At 63.6% G+C, this 15,403-nt stretch carries 14 protein-coding genes; 7 read left to right on the plus strand and 7 right to left on the minus strand.

Annotation, left to right across the window (positions count from 1 at the left end; all coding sequences use genetic code 11):
• Positions 1-8: 8 nt before the first annotated feature.
• Together PSPA7_RS29810 and PSPA7_RS29815 are read left to right on the plus strand one after the other, a co-directional pair.
• Complete coding sequence (locus tag PSPA7_RS29810) at positions 9-1,688, plus strand: glycosyltransferase family 39 protein (protein ID WP_012078027.1); 1,680 nt, start codon at positions 9-11, stop codon at positions 1,686-1,688.
• 57 nt (positions 1,689-1,745) lie between these two features.
• The gene (locus tag PSPA7_RS29815) at positions 1,746-2,804 is read left to right on the plus strand and encodes an acyltransferase family protein (protein ID WP_012078028.1); all 1,059 of its coding nucleotides are present in this window, start codon (positions 1,746-1,748) and stop codon (positions 2,802-2,804) included.
• Here PSPA7_RS29815 and PSPA7_RS29820 read toward each other — a convergent pair.
• Genes PSPA7_RS29820 through PSPA7_RS29850 form a run of 7 tightly spaced genes read right to left on the minus strand, consistent with a single transcriptional unit; the run spans position 2,748 to position 11,645 of the window.
• The gene (locus tag PSPA7_RS29820; protein ID WP_041025441.1) at positions 2,748-4,376 is read right to left on the minus strand and encodes a DUF8728 domain-containing protein; all 1,629 of its coding nucleotides are present in this window, start codon (positions 4,374-4,376) and stop codon (positions 2,748-2,750) included. The genes PSPA7_RS29815 and PSPA7_RS29820 overlap by 57 nt on opposite strands.
• Positions 4,373-5,779: a glycosyltransferase family protein gene (locus tag PSPA7_RS29825; RefSeq protein ID WP_138009466.1), complete on the minus strand. Its 1,407-nt coding sequence runs from the start codon at positions 5,777-5,779 to the stop codon at positions 4,373-4,375. The genes PSPA7_RS29820 and PSPA7_RS29825 overlap by 4 nt, the downstream gene beginning before the upstream one ends.
• A gap of 41 nt (positions 5,780-5,820) precedes the next feature.
• Positions 5,821-6,651, minus strand: a complete 831-nt coding sequence (locus tag PSPA7_RS29830; RefSeq protein WP_003152561.1) for a class I SAM-dependent methyltransferase — start codon at positions 6,649-6,651, stop codon at positions 5,821-5,823.
• 8 nt (positions 6,652-6,659) lie between these two features.
• Positions 6,660-7,817, minus strand: coding sequence for an acyltransferase family protein (locus tag PSPA7_RS29835; protein ID WP_003152563.1), 1,158 nt, complete (start codon positions 7,815-7,817; stop codon positions 6,660-6,662).
• Positions 7,814-8,704: a class I SAM-dependent methyltransferase gene (locus tag PSPA7_RS29840; RefSeq protein WP_049792059.1), complete on the minus strand. Its 891-nt coding sequence runs from the start codon at positions 8,702-8,704 to the stop codon at positions 7,814-7,816. The genes PSPA7_RS29835 and PSPA7_RS29840 overlap by 4 nt, the downstream gene beginning before the upstream one ends.
• Positions 8,701-10,191 (minus strand): glycosyltransferase, encoded by a 1,491-nt coding sequence (locus tag PSPA7_RS29845; protein ID WP_033996968.1) that lies wholly within the window; start codon positions 10,189-10,191, stop codon positions 8,701-8,703. The genes PSPA7_RS29840 and PSPA7_RS29845 overlap by 4 nt, the downstream gene beginning before the upstream one ends.
• Complete coding sequence (locus tag PSPA7_RS29850) at positions 10,191-11,645, minus strand: glycosyltransferase family protein (protein WP_003152569.1); 1,455 nt, start codon at positions 11,643-11,645, stop codon at positions 10,191-10,193. The genes PSPA7_RS29845 and PSPA7_RS29850 overlap by 1 nt, the downstream gene beginning before the upstream one ends.
• A 348-nt stretch (positions 11,646-11,993) precedes the next feature.
• Here PSPA7_RS29850 and PSPA7_RS30495 point away from each other — a divergent pair, with 348 nt between their 5' ends.
• The 5 genes from PSPA7_RS30495 (at position 11,994) to PSPA7_RS29870 (ending at position 15,335) form a co-directional block, all read left to right on the plus strand.
• Positions 11,994-12,185, plus strand: a complete 192-nt coding sequence (locus PSPA7_RS30495) for a DUF1127 domain-containing protein (RefSeq protein ID WP_012078032.1) — start codon at positions 11,994-11,996, stop codon at positions 12,183-12,185.
• A gap of 95 nt (positions 12,186-12,280) precedes the next feature.
• Complete coding sequence (locus PSPA7_RS29855; RefSeq protein WP_003096907.1) at positions 12,281-12,598, plus strand: DUF2388 domain-containing protein; 318 nt, start codon at positions 12,281-12,283, stop codon at positions 12,596-12,598.
• A 124-nt stretch (positions 12,599-12,722) separates the two neighbouring features.
• Positions 12,723-13,016: a DUF2388 domain-containing protein gene (locus tag PSPA7_RS29860; protein WP_034000262.1), complete on the plus strand. Its 294-nt coding sequence runs from the start codon at positions 12,723-12,725 to the stop codon at positions 13,014-13,016.
• 43 nt (positions 13,017-13,059) lie between these two features.
• Positions 13,060-13,380, plus strand: a complete 321-nt coding sequence (locus PSPA7_RS29865) for a DUF2388 domain-containing protein (RefSeq protein WP_003152574.1) — start codon at positions 13,060-13,062, stop codon at positions 13,378-13,380.
• On the plus strand, positions 13,377-15,335 hold the full coding sequence (locus tag PSPA7_RS29870; RefSeq protein WP_012078035.1) for a DUF7844 domain-containing protein: 1,959 nt from the start codon (positions 13,377-13,379) through the stop codon (positions 15,333-15,335). Before PSPA7_RS29865 ends, PSPA7_RS29870 begins: the two co-directional genes overlap by 4 nt.
• Positions 15,336-15,403: the final 68 nt, after the last annotated feature.

Here is a 15,403-nt window from a genome sequence, read left to right on the forward strand (position 1 = left end):
AACACGCCATGGCCACCGGTTTTCTCGCGGATCGACAGCGCCTTCTATGGATCGTTGTCCTGTCCCTGCTGCTTCTGACCCTGGTAACCCAGCGCAACCACAATACAAATAGCGATCCTCGCGCCACTCTACTGGTCAGCCAGGCACTGGTTCAGCATGGCACGATCCAGCTCGACAGCCTGGGCGAGCCACTACTGCAAAGTTACGGGTACGTCATCCAGCAGAAGAACGGCCACTACTACCACTACTTTCCCCTCGGCAGCGCCCTGCTTGCCACTCCAGTCGTGGCAATCGCCAACGCCGCTGGAGTGGACATGCGCCAACACGAGCCCACCATGCAGATGATCATCGTGGCGCTCTGCGCTATCGGTATACTCCTGCTGCTCTATCGCACCGCCCGCCTCTATCTGGGACGTGACGCAAGCCTGGCGTTGACCGCCCTCGGCTGGTTCGGCAGCGCCTATGCCAGCACGCTCGGCACCGCGCTCTGGTCCCACGACCTGGCGGTGCTGTTCGCCAGCCTGGCCATCTATCTTGCGCTCAGGGAAAGACCGCTTACCGGCAAGTTCGCTCTGATCGGCGCGTCCCTGTTCCTGGCCTATCTCTGCCGACCGACCATGGCCCTGCTGGCTCCAGCCCTGCTCGCCTTTCTCATGACCAGGAGCTGGAAAACGGCGATCGCAGCCGCCCTGGTGCAAGGCGGGCTATTGATGCTTTTCGTGCTCTGGAGTTTCCATGAGTTCGGTCAACCGTTGCCGGACTATTACCTGCCCAAGCGCCTGGAAGGCACCCAGTTCGCGACTGCCCTCTACGGCAATCTGTTGAGCCCCGCCCGAGGACTGCTGGTCTACTCGCCATTCCTGCTGCTGCCGATCCTGTGCCTGCCCTTTTTGCTCTGGAAGCAAAAGAGAAACCTGCCGCTACTGATCCTCGCCCTGGGATGGCCCCTGCTGCACTACCTGACGGTTTCCCGCTTCCCCCATTGGTGGGCAGGCTGGTCGTATGGCTCCCGGCTGATGGTCGACGCGCTTCCCGGTCTACTGCTCGGCACTGCCGTCTGCCTGGCATCGCTGGAAAAATGGCGGCGGCCGGCCCTCGCCCTGTTCGCCGTCCTCGCCGCCTTCTCTATCTTCGTTAATAGCTATCAGGGTCTATACAATACCTATGCCCTGCAATGGAACGCCGCACCGAACATCGACGAGCATCCGCAACTCCTGTTCGACTGGAGCTATCCGCCGTTCCTCAACACCCAGCATCGCCAGCAGGAGCGGCTGGATCGCTTCCACCTGGCAGTCATGCCACCGCTGCAAGGCAAGGTACGAATCACCTATGATGAACCGAATGCCGGCTTCGACGGTTTTTCCGTGATCGAGAACGGTTTTCGCTGGACCGAAGGCACCGCGTCAACGTTGAGCTTCAAGCTGGAAAATGCCTCCACGCTGTCCGGCCGGCTTTCCCTGCAGGCAGGCTTCCTCGGCAGCCAGCGACTGGCCGTTTGCCTGAACGGCACCCTCGTTTTCGAAGGCGCCTATCAGGGCGGCGAACGTGACATCCGCATCCAGGTGCCAGCCGGCCTCTTGCATGACGGCCTGAACCGCCTCGATTTCGCACTTCCCGACGCCCATCCACCCGGTACGGCGGACACACGCATCCTTGGAATGGCATTCCACCTCCTAGCGGTGGACTGATGACATGGGCCGCTCGGCGCTAGCCGCACCGAACCTATCACCGGAAAAGAGGCTGAAATGCTCGGCATCACCCGCTTCATACTGGCGCTCCTGGTGCTGCTTTCACATGCCACCGGCAGCAACTTCCACTTCAATCCAGGAGTAGTCGCGGTCATTGTCTTCTACTTCACCAGCGGTTATCTGATGCAGCGCAGCTATCGCCGCTTCGTCAGCCACTCCACTACGCCAGTCCGCAGTTTCTATACCGATCGTTTTCTCAAGCTCTTTCCCCAGTACGGGCTGGTCGTACTGGCCAGTTTCGCCGCTATCGCCTGGCTCGGCCCGGCACAGCATGTGCTGTTCATGAACCAGCCGGCCAGCCTGGAAAAAGTATTGCTCAACCTGGCGTTGCTGCCGGCCAACTACGTCTTCGAACCATTGACGGTAGAAAGACTGCTGCCTCATCCCATCGTACCGCCGGCGTGGTCGCTGGCCGCAGAATTCCACTTCTATCTGCTTCTACCCACGATAGCGTTACTGCCGAGAAGGGCGTTTCTCGCCGTGCTCGCGGTGACGACCAGCATCCAGGTAACGGCGCTGTTCTTCGGCAGCGGCCCCTTCAACAGCGATAACTTCGGGTATCGGTTCATTTTTGGCGCGCTGACCTTCTTCCTCTTCGGCTATGCCCATGCCCGCCGCGAAGAGCCCGGCTATGCCTGGATCCCTCTCGCGCTCTGGCTTGTCTATGCCAGCCTGTTGCTGGTCGTGGCGCCAACGTTTGGATTGTTCAGCCACCCTTTCGTCATGGAGTTACTGCTGGGCGCCGTGCTGGCCTGGCCATTGCTGTCTGCCGCGCTAGGAGCCCGTCCTGACAACGTCTGGCTGAAGAAGGCTGACAACCTGCTCGGCCGGCTCGCCTATCCGATCTTCATCAGCCATTTCCTGGCATTCTTCTTTTGCGAAAAACTGCTCGGTTTCGACCAGGGCCAGCAAGGCGCGGCGATCCCCGCCAGCATTGCGCTGTCGCTGGGGATATCCTGGCTACTGTTGCGCCTGCAGACGTCGATCGATGCGTATCGCCTACGCAGGCGGGGCTTCGCCAGCATGGCCTCGGGGCGACTGGGCTCGGCGGCGTAGTTCAGGTTTGCGCAGATAGGTACCCAGGTCATCGTCCCAGTAGTATTCCTCCTGCAGGGCCGGTTGGTTCCATAGATCCCGCATCGCCGGTAGCGGGATCAGAATATTCGGGTCGTCCTTGCGTGGAATCATGATCACATCGGGCTTGCGTGCCAACGCGTAGGGAGCATCCGTACGGTGGTGGCCGGGCAGGATCAAGGTGTTCGGCAGCGTTCTCTCGCTCTTGGCTATATGCCGATCGGTGAGGCCAACCAGGTCGAGGATGCGCATGTCCCCGGCGAAATAACCCGGCTGGCCGATACCGATCGCCGCAACCAGGCGCACCGGTGGCTGGAGCCGAGCAAGGCGCTGCATCCACTGCCGCATATGCTCCGCAGTGAAGATGAACCTATGATTGCGAGCCTGGGCGCGCTTCGCCGAGTAAGGAAATTGCGCCGCATCCGTACTCTGCACGGCATTGACTAACAATCTCCCGGCACTTCCATCACCGATATACAAGGCGACCAGCATCGATGCCGGCAGCGTCGCCCCCAACAACCAGCCGAATATCCGCCGCTGTCGGGCAACATGGTAGACACCGGCGAGTGCCGCGACGACCAGTACCGGGAATACCGGCAACAGAAATCTTCCATGGGAAAACACATCGCCCCCCACGAGGAGAATGTACAGGCAGGTCGCCAGAAGATAGGCAACCCCCATTCGCACCTCCGGAAAACGCCTCCATCCCCATAGCGCGGGGAGCAAGAGAAGTCCCGCTCCATCTTTCAGGAAGCCATACAGATAGTCGAAGCCCCGGCTCAATGGAATGCCGCCCACCTTGGCATGGAAGGTATTGGGAACGTAATCGCCGTAATAATGGAGTCGGAACAGCAGGTGGCCGAGGAAATAGATGGCATAGGCCAGCACCGGCCCTGAGAGACGCAACACCCCCTTCAGGTCGCAAGGCCGACGCTGACGCACCCGCATCAGCCAGTCCCAGCCCAGCAGCACGCCGGCCAGCAGAGCCCCTTCGGGGCGGGTAAGGCTGGCGCAGATCGACCAGGCCGCGACCTGCCCCATGCGCCCGAGCGCATAGGCACGCAGGGCTGCCGTCACAGCCCAGGCGAACAGCGGTGTTTCCAGGCCGGACAGGCTCCAGCAGGCGAAGCTGTTGCTTGCCAGAATCAACAGCGGCGCCACGCCTGCCAACCAGTGGCCGCCGCGCGGCAGGACGAGCTGCGCATAGCGGTAGCTGGCCCACAGCAGCCCGAGCCCACAGAACAGCCCCAGCCAGTGCCCGGCCTGGGGTCCGTCCATGCCCAGCCACATCCCCGCGGCGACCATGAGAGTCCAGGACAGATTGGTATAGCCTTCCACCCACTCTCCAGCGTTGAACACCAGGCCATGGCCGTTCACCAGGTTCTGCGCATAGCGATAGGAGATGTAGGCATCATCCATCTGTTCGATCGGCTTCCAGCCTTCGAGGAGGAAGAGCAACAACGCCAAGGCGAGCAAGGCCGGTCCCAGCAGGCCGACCAGCACGCCCCCCAGGGCGGAGCGGCGACCGCCGCCGAGGTCCACGGCCTGCCTCATCTTTCACCCCCCGCGGGCAGAATGACACAGCCGGTATCGGCGCTCTTGCGAGGAAACCCATCCCAGTCGAAACGCGCGAGATAGGTGGGGAAAAGAGCGCTGTCGCAGAACACCCGGTAGTCGTTACGGCGTGGTGGCAGCACCTGGGTCACGCTGTGGCCGGGAATGCTCCAGCGCACGCCGGCCCTGGCCAGATCGGCGAAGAAGAAAGGCTCGACCCCCGAGTAACCAAAGGAGACGGTAGTCTCCGACGGCAGGGTCGCGATCCAGGCGCGAACCTTGGCGATTTCAGAGGGTGCCAGGAACGGCCGCTGAAGCAGCTCGGCGCGCGGCCACAAGGGTACGAAGACATCGCTTCTGCTCCAGCCATGCACCGCGAACGGCAGCAGGAGCAGGCATCCGACCAGCAGTGACAGCCCCTTGAAGAGCGGTCGCCGCGCCAACCCTGCAAAGCTCAGCAGCACGCTCAGCAATAGTAGCCAGAGTGCGAATACAAAGGCGAAGCCATACCACATGTTATGGCCATTCAGTGCCAACGCCATGAAGCCCGCGGCATACAGCGAAAGCATCGCTTCGCGGCAAAAACGCCGACGCCAGGCAAGTTGCAGGGCTGCCAGGGCCACCATCGCCCCCACCTGCAACCATCCCATCGGCCCATCCATGACCGCCCATCCCAGCTTGAAGTCGAACTGGAACTTCATGTCCTCGAGAAAGCCGCCGATGTGCCTGACGACAAATACGCCATAGGCCGCCAGCGCCAGGGTGGAAAGGCATAGCGCCAGCAGCTCGCCCGGGGTCAGCGTCAGGCTTTCGCGGCGAAGGATCTTCCAGCCGATCAGTGCCAGGTAGGGCAACAGCATGTAGACCGCGTTGAAGTGCACGGTGGCGCCAAACAGCACCAGGGCCAGCCCCAGCCCGGGGCGCTCGCGTAACATGGCCAGGAGGGAGGCGAGAAACAACAAGGCGTACAGCGCCTCCATCCGCGCCATGTTGGAGATCGCCAGCGAATAAGGAGAGACGAACGCCAGAGCCGTCAGGACCAGAGCCACCAGACGCATCCAGCCCTCCAGGCGCAGGCTCCTCAGGATGCCCAGGGCAACCCCGAAAGCGCCAAGATAGAGCAGGCAGGAAATCCAGCGTGACAGCTCGAAGCTATAGCCGAAAACCTTGTAGGCCGCAGCCAGCAGCAGCATGAAGCCTGGTGGCATCCACATCACCACCCGCTCGGTGTTCAAGCCGAAAACATAGAAGCTCCCCGTACGGCTGAGCTCGAATCCCTGGGAGATGAACGCCGCTTCGTCATTCCAGGGAATCGGAAACTCGAAGCCCATCGCCAGGCGAACGAACAACACGGCCGCCAGCACCGCGAGTACGCACCCCCACTCCTCCCGATCGAGCCTCACGAACCGCCAACATCCCTGCACAGCCTTCGTCCTCGTTCAGTTCAGAGTGGCTTACGGGCAATGATCGCCTGGCTCTTCGGCATGGCGCGGTCGAGAGCCTTCTTGATGCGTGGGCCGTCCTCCATCGACAACAGCATGTTCCAGGTCCGCGTCCAGCTCTCCAGCAAGGGATGCCAGGGCGGCGACAGTTCCTGCCTGCAGGCCCAGAACAGGAACCACCAGACCGACCAGTAGAACCCATACTGGGTACGCCGTTCGATCACCAGGCCGGCGGACTCCACCAAACGGGCGAAATCATCACGCTCGAACACCCGGATGTGGTTCGGATGCTCGAAATAAGCCGGCGGCGCCAACTCTTTCTGCACGCTTTCGCCAAGCGGATCGGGAACGGTAAGCAGGTACAGCGCGCCCGGTTTGCCGACACGCACCAGTTCACGCATGAACTGCGCAGGATCGGCCACGTGCTCGAGTACCTCCATCGCCACGACTTTGTTGACCCGCGCATCCTCCAACGGAATCGGATCACCGTCTGTCACCAGAGGAATGATGCCCCGCGCGGGCGAGCCCTGGAGAGCCTGTTCGACGGCAGCGACCTTGGCCGCATCGATATCCGCGAAGATCACCTCGGCTCCGCGCTGGGCGCAAAATTGCACGAAGGGTCCATCACCACAGCCGATGTCGAGGATCGAGTCTTCCGCCATGATCGGGAAACCCTCGAACAATTCGCCGCTCTCCTGCTGGAACCAGCCACTCAGATAGGCATCGGTCAGGGTGGACTGCTCCTCGACGGCCTCGTCAGCCGGTGCGGTCGGCACTTCGGATACGGATACGGGCTGAGGCCGCCCGGATATGCGCTTGAAGAACTCCAGCATTGCGACTCCTAGATACGCTCGGCCGGTAGCACGGCCATGGTTTCGGGCGTCCGACCCTGTATGAGAAGAATTCTGGACTGGCGGGCCCCGAAGCGACGAAACGGGCTTTCCACCCAGCGATAGTTAAGCTCGCTGAACATGAGGATCAGACCCACGGAAACCACCAGGTAAGGAAAGAAATATGCCGGTCCGACGTGTTCCTCTGGATACAGGCGATAAAACAGTTCGCGAGTGAAAAAGAACGCCGGCACATGTATGAGATAGATCGCGTAGGAACGATTGCCGATCCATATCAATAGCCTCTTCAACAAACCCGGCGGGCAGATCAGGTTCGCGTCGTAGGCCGCCATCCAGACCAGCCCGGCACAAAGCAGGGCAATCAGGCCCATGCTGAAGGACGGCACCGGCAGGCGACTCGCCAGCAGGGTCAGGCACAGCAGGGCGAGGACCAGCAACAGGCGGGAAAGATGCCGACCATGCAACCACGCAGGCACCCGTCCGGCAGTGAAACGCTCGTGAATCATCGCAATGAGGATTCCATAAGCCAGCGCATCGGTCCGCAGCATCATCAGCCACAACGACTGCAGGCGCGGCGCGAAGCATTGCAGGAAAATCAGCACCAGCACCACTGGCAGCACGTAGCGTCGCCCAAGCAAGGCCAGCAATGGGAACAGCAGGTAGAACTGCTCCTCCAGTGACAGGCTCCAGTAGACGAAACTGACACCGATTTCGCCTTCACCGAAGGTAAGGGCGAAGCGCACATTCGCCACTTGCAGCAATGCGGCCAGAGTGGCCTCAGCGTTGGCGCGCAGGCTGCCGAACACACCGCTCTGGTTGAACCCCCAGCACAATCCGAGGATCACCGCGAGCCACAGCCAGGCGGACGGCCAGAGGCGCCAGGCACGGCGGACCCAGAATGCCAGCAGGATGTACCAGGCCTGCCTGCGGCTTCCGCTGGCCTGCAGGCGTGGCAGCAAGTCGCGGGCGATGACGAACCCCGAAATGGCGAAGAACAGGTCCACGCCGAAAGAGCCGCCAATGAAGGTGTAGAACCATTCCAGCGCCGGGCTCGACCAACTGAAGAGGTTGCCCTGGGCGTGCTGCAGCACCACGAAAAGTACCGCTACGGCTCTCAGCACTTCGATATCGTCGATACGACGATTCATGAACGGCGACTCTCCGGCTTACGCGCCACAATCACCTGGCTCTTCGGCAGCAGGTCGTCCAGGGCCGCCTTCATCGGCGCCGACTCAGGCATCTTGAGCAATTGATGCCACAGCTTCGCCCAATCGTTGAGCAATGGCGGATACGGCGGCTGTACCACGTCGTGGGAGGCGCCCTCCAACTCGGCACCGGTTGCCCGCGCGCAAGTCCAGTAGATGCACATCCACAAGGTCCAGTAGAAACCGAAGGTCGACTGTTGGAGTACCTCCAATCCCGACTCCCTGACCAACCCGGCGAACTGCTCGCGCTCGAAAATGCGCACATGGTTCGGCGCCGAGAAGTAATAGGACGGTGCGAACCTTTTCTGCAGATGCTCGCCAGCCGCATCCGGCACGGCAAGCAGATAGAGAGCCCCTGGCTGCCCCACCCGGACCAGCTCGGCCAGCACCTGTGCCGGATCGTCCACGTGTTCGAGCATCTCCAGCGCGATAACGCGGGTCGCCAGGGCATCTTCCAGCGGTAGCGGGCAGCTATCGGAGACGATCCCCTGCGCATCCCGTGCCGGGGTCGACGCCACACGTTGGCGCAGGGCCTCGATCTTCTCCTCGACCACATCGGAGAAGATCACCCGGGCGCCGCGATTGGCGCAGAACAGGGTTGCCCCGCCAGCGCCGCAGCCGACATCCAGGACCACATCGTCCGCACTCACCGGAAAGCCCTTGAACAATTCGTCGGTCTCGCTCTGGTACCAGCCGCTCTGCACCGCGTCCACCAGACCGCAATCCCGCGAATCGACGTAATCCGGAGCATTCTCCGGAGCTTCGACGGGCCTTTCCCTCTCCAACGATTGCGGCCCTCGCCAGGCCTCCAACAGACGACGCAGGCTCATGCTTCCAGCGCCTCCCGCTCGAGAAAGGTCTCCAGCTTCCGCCGCGCGGCTTCGCGCGAGCAGTGTCCACGCATGCGCTCAATGGCATCGGCGGACATCCGTGCGTACAGTTCCGGCCGTTCGGCATAGCAGGTATAGGCGGCCCGATAGGCCGCCACCAACGACTGCCAGTCGACCTGGTGCCGCAGTGTGCGATAGGCCAGGCGCGGATCGTGCGGCCAAGCGGTAGCGTCCAGCCAGGAATCCACCACGAAGGCTACCCGCTCGTCGATATAGTCGGCCATCGCCGAATGCCGTGGCGCTACGGCGGGTTTTCCGCAGGAGAGAAACTCCATCAGCGGTAGGCACTGCCCCTCACCATGGGAGGCATTGACGACGAACGCCGTACCGCGGATCAACGACTCGAAGTCGTTTCCTTCGAGGAATCCCTGGAGCAGCACGACGCGACAACGGAACGCCGGCATCCGGGCCATGCACATCAGCATGTCGTTCATCGCGGACTGGTATTCATGATGGCCCAGTTTGAACAGCAGGGTAGCGTTCGGCTGGTCGCGGAACGCCGCGCAGAACGCCGTCAGCATATCGACCCAGTTCTTGCGCCCGTCGTAGGGGTTGAACAGCGCCGTGAACACGACACCGGAAAGCTGCAGACTATGCTCGGCCAGCTTCAGGACCGGCATCTCGGAGTTTTCCCCGCCAACCGGGGGCAGGCCTTGCGGTTCGACCGGGTTCTCCGGCTCGAGTCGCTTCTCCTGCCCGTCCGGCGCGGGCGCGGCAGGTTCTTTGCCGAGCAGGACCTGTCGATACCACTGCCCCAGATAATCCAGGGTGATCCTCAGTGGCGAGCGGGGATTGGGCGCGCTCGTTGACCCGGCGCTGGCGCCCCGGGCGGCGGTAACCGCCCGTTGGACAGCATCGATGCCCGGCATATAGGGCGCCAGAGACACGTCATGACTGTCGAGCACCACGCCTCGGGCGATCCGCAGGGGCCGGTGCTGGACTTGCCCAGCGGTCGCGGTGGAACGCAAGCCTTCGTACTTGTCCCAGACCGGTGCAGGGATCGAGAGCACTGGGAACTCCTGACCCAGCAGATCGCGCACAGCTCGGACGGTGAGCTCCGAATGGGTGATCGCCGCCCCGCAGCGCTTCAATACCACGGCCCAGTTCTGCTGCTCTTCTTCGAGCCATGGCTCGCTGGGAATCGAGTCGAACTCCCAGGCAAATACCGGGAAAGTTGGGCAACGCAGCTCCAGAGGCGTCTTGTGCGGCGGAGTGAACGAGAGAAACACACAGGACTCGCCATCCGAGATGGCCTGCTCGTATAACGCATCCACTTCCCGCCCAGGTGCTTCCACCACCACTACGTCGCCCAGCTCCCGAAGTACCGGAAGGAATTCCTTGAGCACGAAGTAGTAGCTGTAGTCGGGCAGTCCCAGGCTACGCGCGATGGTTGCTGCCGATATTTCCGAATGAACGAGGATTTTCATCACGCCAGACTCCGCAGCGAATCAACGGAACCGGGAGTCGTGCTCTCTGAACCGGCAATTCGCCCCAGGAAGTCCCCCAGGGCACCACTCACCTGCTCCACGGAACAGAACGCCTCCATCTCATGTCTGGCTCGCGACAGCATGGCGCGATAACGCTCCGGTTCCTCCTTCGCCATTGCATAGGCCTGGCGATAGGCCTCCATCAATGACTGCCAATCCAGGCGATGCCGGTGGGTCACCAGCATTCCGGTGGGATCGTGGGGCCAGCAGGTCGGCTCGGGGGCACAGGCCACCGGAAGCGCGATATCGTCGTTCAGGTAATCGGCCATGGCGGTATGCCGCGGCGCAATCGCCGGCCTGCCGGCGCAGAGGAACTCCATGAGGGGCAGGCACAGCCCTTCACCGCTGGAAGCGTTCACGTAGAACGTGGTAGCTGCCATCAGTTCGCGATACTGCGGATCCTCGAGAAAGCCATGGAGCACCAGCACGCGGCAAGCGAACGGAGCCAGACGGGAGAGCAGCGTGATCAACACTATCCGGTAGTATTCCAGGTCGTGGTGAGTCATCTTGACGATCAATGTGGCATCCGGAACGTCGCGGAACGCCCAGCAAAACGCGGTGATCAGGTCGACCCAGTTCTTGCGCCCGTCGGCCGGATTCAACACGGTGGTGAATACCACGCCGTCGACCTGCACATGCTGGATGGGCGCTGGTGGCGCGACGTTCGGTTCGGCGACGACGACAGGTTTCGCATAACACCCGCGAATCTCGTTCCACCAGGCCTCCGCCAACCGGCAGCTCAGCGCCCAGCGCGTATTGCGGGGCGGCGACGCCACCTGCTCTCCGGTGGGCTCCTCTGCTGGCGCCTCTTCTGCTTCTACGACCGGCGGCCGCCTGACCAGCCCATCGGCGCTCAGGCCCAGCAGCGGACTGTCGATAACCTGTCCGGCAAAGGAAAAGGCTCTTGCCGCCAGCGTCAATTCGCTCGGCTCGGAGTCGGCGAAGCGTGCCCAGACGGGCGCCGGCAATGCCAGCACCGGCAGCGGCGAAACCTCCCTGACCAACTGCGCGGCCTCGCGGCTGGTCACCACCGCGCCGGCGACTCTTTCGAACACATAGCGCCAGTCGTTGCGCGGTTCGCCCTCCCAGGCCACGTTCGGCAGACTGTCGAACTCCCAGGCGAACAGCGGCACAGTCGGGCAACGCAGCCCCAGCGGGGTCTGATGGGGAGGACTGAAGCTCAGGAACACCACCGGGTGCCCTTTGCTCGAATAATCGTCGAACAGGCGATCGACTTCCGCCGTGGACGCCACTTCGATCACCCGCCCCAAGGCATGTAGCGCCGGGAGGAATTCCTGTAGGAGGAAGAAGTAGCTGTATTCCGGCTTGCCAAGGGATGACAGGATGCTATCCCTACCGATCTTGGAGCCGATGAGAATGATCGTTTCCGCCATAAATCCGCGCAGGTACTGCTACCCCGTCCTTCTCTGCATTGTTATGTCGTTATTGTCGCAGCCGCCTGGCGCCCATCTGGAGACGGTGCTGCGGCGATTCAAAGATCGCGTCATCTTGCCGTGAAAAATGCGGAATAGCACCAGCTTTCACTTCATTCGCGAAAAACCCGAGCAAATAGGGAGCTAGCTGTCGATCAGGCGCAAATGTGGAACAGCTGCGAACTTCCCGAGCGGAACAGTCGGCGTACACAGCGGGCTGTTCCGCTGAAACGCCCGTGGCCTGTCCCTGCCCGTCACCCGACAACCCGCTCATGCTCCAACTCTCTCCCTGCGGATGAGGAACAGGCCATGGGATACTCTTCGCAAGCGCATCCGATATCATCCCCGACAACCTCGCACTGGCGCGATTGCCTGCTCAGATGGCGCCATAACGTCCGGTCCCGCCGGCTGCTGGCACAGATGAGCGAACACGACCTCGCCGACCTGGCGATCAGCCCGAGCGAACGCTACGTAGAGATTTCGAAACCTTTCTGGCGCTGAGCCGCTGGTGACGTGGCGCACAGTTGGTTAGTCTCAGCGTTGACACGGCCGCGTGGATGCGGCCGTCTACGCTGACTTCGTTCGGAGCAACTCACATGAAACGTCTGCGCCTGATCGGTGCCGCTGCCCTGCTCGCCTGCGCCTCCAGCGCCTTCGCCAGCAGCTTCGTGGTCACCACGGATACCCTGGTTCGCGCCACCGGCATGACTTCCAACGCCACTTCGGACATCACCAACTCGTTCCGCGACGACAAGATCGTCCTCGAAGCGCGCGACGACGCCGCCAGCTTCGTCGCCAGCCAGGGCGACATCCGCGGTTCGCACCTGGAGGCCGCGCTGCGCCACATCCGTGGCAAGCTGCCGAGCCTGGCGGCCAACGACATGCAACTGGCCCAGGCGATCCTCACCATCTGAGCCACCCGCCCCGCTGCCGCAGCCGCCCGGCTGCGGCGATGACCCGGTCGACCGGCCACACTGGCTCCGCGCCGCACATTCCGTTAGCCTTGGCGGCTGTTCCAGTCCTGTTCCGCACAACCCCATGCGTTGCCGATTCTCGTTGCTCTTCTGTTGCCTGCTGGCGCCCGCTGCGCACGCCTTCGATACCACGACGGCGTTCACGGCGAAGTCCCTTTACGTCACCAGCAAGCTGACCAGCACGCCGTTCGAGAACAAATTGTTACGCGATGCCCGGGTCGATGCGGCCAGCTTCGTCGCCAGCGATGGCAGCATTCGCGGTGCGCGCCTGGAAGCGGCGCTACGCTGGTTGCGTGTCGCGCACCCCGAGCTGGCGGCCAGCGATCAGGAACTGGCCGAAGCAATTCTTGCCCAATAGGCGATCACCACCGTCCCGGAGAACCTCCATGCGCCGTAGCTCCATGCGTCATAGCCCCCTGTTCGCCGCCCTGCTGCTGGCGCTCTGCGCCACCGCCGCGGAGGCCCGCTCGGTGGTCGCGACCAGCAACATCATCGTCCGCGCCCTGGACCGCAGCATCGACTTCACCTCGGACACCACCACCTCCGTGCGCGACATGAAAGTGGTCACCGAGGCGCGCGACGATGCCGCCAGTTTCGTCGCCAGCGACGGCGCCATCCGCGGCGCCCAGCTGGAAGCCGCGATGCGGACCCTGCGCAACCGTCTGCCGGAAGCCCGTGAAGCCTCCGACCAGGTCCTCGCCGAAGCCATCCTCGCCCTGTGAGGAAGGCCTGCGCCTGGCTGCTGGCGCTGGCCCTCTGCGGAGCCGGCAGCGCGACGGCGGCCCTGCGCCTGAAGCTCGACGCGCCTGGGCTGGACCCCGCGCAGCGCGAGGCCAGCCAGCGTCTGCTGGACGAAGCCGCGGACAAGCTGCCGCCGGCCTTCCGCGAGCGCCTGGACCGCGAGATCGCGGTCGAATGGCGCGACGACCTGCCCGCCAACGGCATGGGCCAGGCCCGTGGTCCTGAGCGCATCGCGCTGAACCGCAGGTACCTGGCCGATCTCACCGACGGCAGCGCCGCCAGCCGCCAGACCGGGCGCGTGCACGGCACCGAGCGGCGCGAGCTGTTGGCGACCCTGCTGCACGAGCTGACCCACGTCTACGATCGCGCGCGCCTGTGGTCGCCGGAGGAAAAACGCGAGATCCGCCGCTGCACGCGCCAGGAGGAAACCCTCGGTCGGATCGCCCAGCCCGGCGATTGCCGCGGGCAGGCCGGACGCCGCTTCACGCTCTCCGACGACCCGCGCCTGCTCGATCTCGCCGGCTGGCCGCAGCGCGCCGGCCAGCGCGGACGGCGCGAGGCGCACAACGGCTTCGTCCTGCGCAGCCCGGACGTCTACGAGCTGAGCAACCCGCGCGAGTTCGTCGCGGTGAACATGGAATATTTCCTCCTCGATCCCAGCTACGCCTGCCGCCGCCCGGCGCTCTACCGCTACTACCAGCAACGCTTCGGCTGGGCGCCGCAACACAGCGCCTGCGCGCAGAGCTTCGCCTACCTCAACGCCGGCCGCGACTTCGGCCAGCAGCCGCTGGGCCAGCTCGACCCCGAGCGGGTCTACGAGGTCGACTACCTGCTGGCCGAGGCCAACGACAACCTGGTCAGCCGCTGGGGCCACACCATGCTCCGCCTGGTGATCTGCGCCCCCGGCCGGCCGCGCGGGCCGGACTGCCGGCTGGACCTCGACCAGCACCTGGTGCTGTCCTACCGCGCCTTCGTCGGTGACCTGCAATTGTCCAGCTGGGACGGCCTGACCGGCGCCTATCCGTCACGCCTGTTCGTCCTGCCGCTGTCGCAGGTGATCGAGGAATACACCAAGGTCGAACTGCGCAGCCTCGCCTCGATCCCGCTGAAGCTGGACCGCGAGGAAGTCGCCAGCCTGGTCGAGCGCGCCGCGCAGAGCCACTGGAGCTACGATGGCCAGTATTACTTCATCTCCAACAACTGCGCGGTGGAAACCCTCAAGCTGCTGCGCAGCGGCATCCCCCGGCGCCCGCTGCAAAGCCTGGACAGCATTACGCCCTATGGCGTGCTCGAGATGCTGGAGAACCGCAAGCTGGCCGATCCCAGCGTGCTCGACGACCCCAAGGAGGCCCTGCGCCTGGGCTACCGCTTCGACTCCTTCCGCGACCGCTACCAGGCGATGTTCGACGTGCTCAAGCGGCGCCTGCACATCCCCCAGGACAAGGTCGAGGACTGGCTGGCGCTGCCGGCCAGGGAGCGCCAGCCCTGGTTCGCCAGGGCCGACCTGCGCGCCAGCGCGGCGCTGCTGCTGCTCGAGCAGGCCTCGCTGCGGCGCCAGCTGCTGCTCGCCCAGGACGAGTTGAAGCGCCTGTACCTCGGCCATCTGGACAATCCGGCCGGCGACCAGCGCCTGGAAGTGGCCGGCAAGACCTTCCAGCAGATCCTCGACGACAGTGGCTTCCTCAGCCGTCCGGCGGAACTCCTGGAGGGCGGCTACGGACTGCCGCAGGCCGCCGAGTGGAAGCATCTGGAAGAACAGACCCGCGAACGCCAGGCGCGCCTGCGCCGGCTCAGCGACGACCTCGACCGCGAGGTCCGTGCCCTGCTCGACCCCGAGCGGCGCGCCGAGCTGGAAGCCAACGAGGCCAATATCAAGGAGATCGGTGCGCACCTGCGCGAGCTGCACAAGGCGGCGGGCGGGCTGATGCTGCCCTGAGACCATCGCTTGCAGGACGCATGTCCCGAGCGATCTTCCAGCGCCTCGCGAACGGCGGATAACGCTCT

Source organism: Pseudomonas paraeruginosa PA7 (assembly GCF_000017205.1).
Lineage (GTDB): Bacteria > Pseudomonadota > Gammaproteobacteria > Pseudomonadales > Pseudomonadaceae > Pseudomonas > Pseudomonas paraeruginosa.

What these genes read in the sequence shown, in the direction of transcription:
- PSPA7_RS29850 (WP_003152569.1), bottom strand. Translation starts at nt 11,645, where the DNA reads ATGGCGGAAACGATCATTCTCATCGGCTCCAAGATCGGTAGGGATAGC.
- PSPA7_RS29860 (WP_034000262.1), top strand. Translation starts at nt 12,723, where the DNA reads ATGCGTTGCCGATTCTCGTTGCTCTTCTGTTGCCTGCTGGCGCCCGCT.
- PSPA7_RS29865 (WP_003152574.1), top strand. Translation starts at nt 13,060, where the DNA reads ATGCGTCATAGCCCCCTGTTCGCCGCCCTGCTGCTGGCGCTCTGCGCC.
- PSPA7_RS29845 (WP_033996968.1), bottom strand. Translation starts at nt 10,191, where the DNA reads ATGAAAATCCTCGTTCATTCGGAAATATCGGCAGCAACCATCGCGCGT.
- PSPA7_RS29830 (WP_003152561.1), bottom strand. Translation starts at nt 6,651, where the DNA reads ATGCTGGAGTTCTTCAAGCGCATATCCGGGCGGCCTCAGCCCGTATCC.
- PSPA7_RS29855 (WP_003096907.1), top strand. Translation starts at nt 12,281, where the DNA reads ATGAAACGTCTGCGCCTGATCGGTGCCGCTGCCCTGCTCGCCTGCGCC.
- PSPA7_RS29810 (WP_012078027.1), top strand. Translation starts at nt 9, where the DNA reads ATGGCCACCGGTTTTCTCGCGGATCGACAGCGCCTTCTATGGATCGTT.
- PSPA7_RS30495 (WP_012078032.1), top strand. Translation starts at nt 11,994, where the DNA reads ATGGGATACTCTTCGCAAGCGCATCCGATATCATCCCCGACAACCTCG.
- PSPA7_RS29815 (WP_012078028.1), top strand. Translation starts at nt 1,746, where the DNA reads ATGCTCGGCATCACCCGCTTCATACTGGCGCTCCTGGTGCTGCTTTCA.
- PSPA7_RS29820 (WP_041025441.1), bottom strand. Translation starts at nt 4,376, where the DNA reads ATGAGGCAGGCCGTGGACCTCGGCGGCGGTCGCCGCTCCGCCCTGGGG.
- PSPA7_RS29835 (WP_003152563.1), bottom strand. Translation starts at nt 7,817, where the DNA reads ATGAATCGTCGTATCGACGATATCGAAGTGCTGAGAGCCGTAGCGGTA.
- PSPA7_RS29840 (WP_049792059.1), bottom strand. Translation starts at nt 8,704, where the DNA reads ATGAGCCTGCGTCGTCTGTTGGAGGCCTGGCGAGGGCCGCAATCGTTG.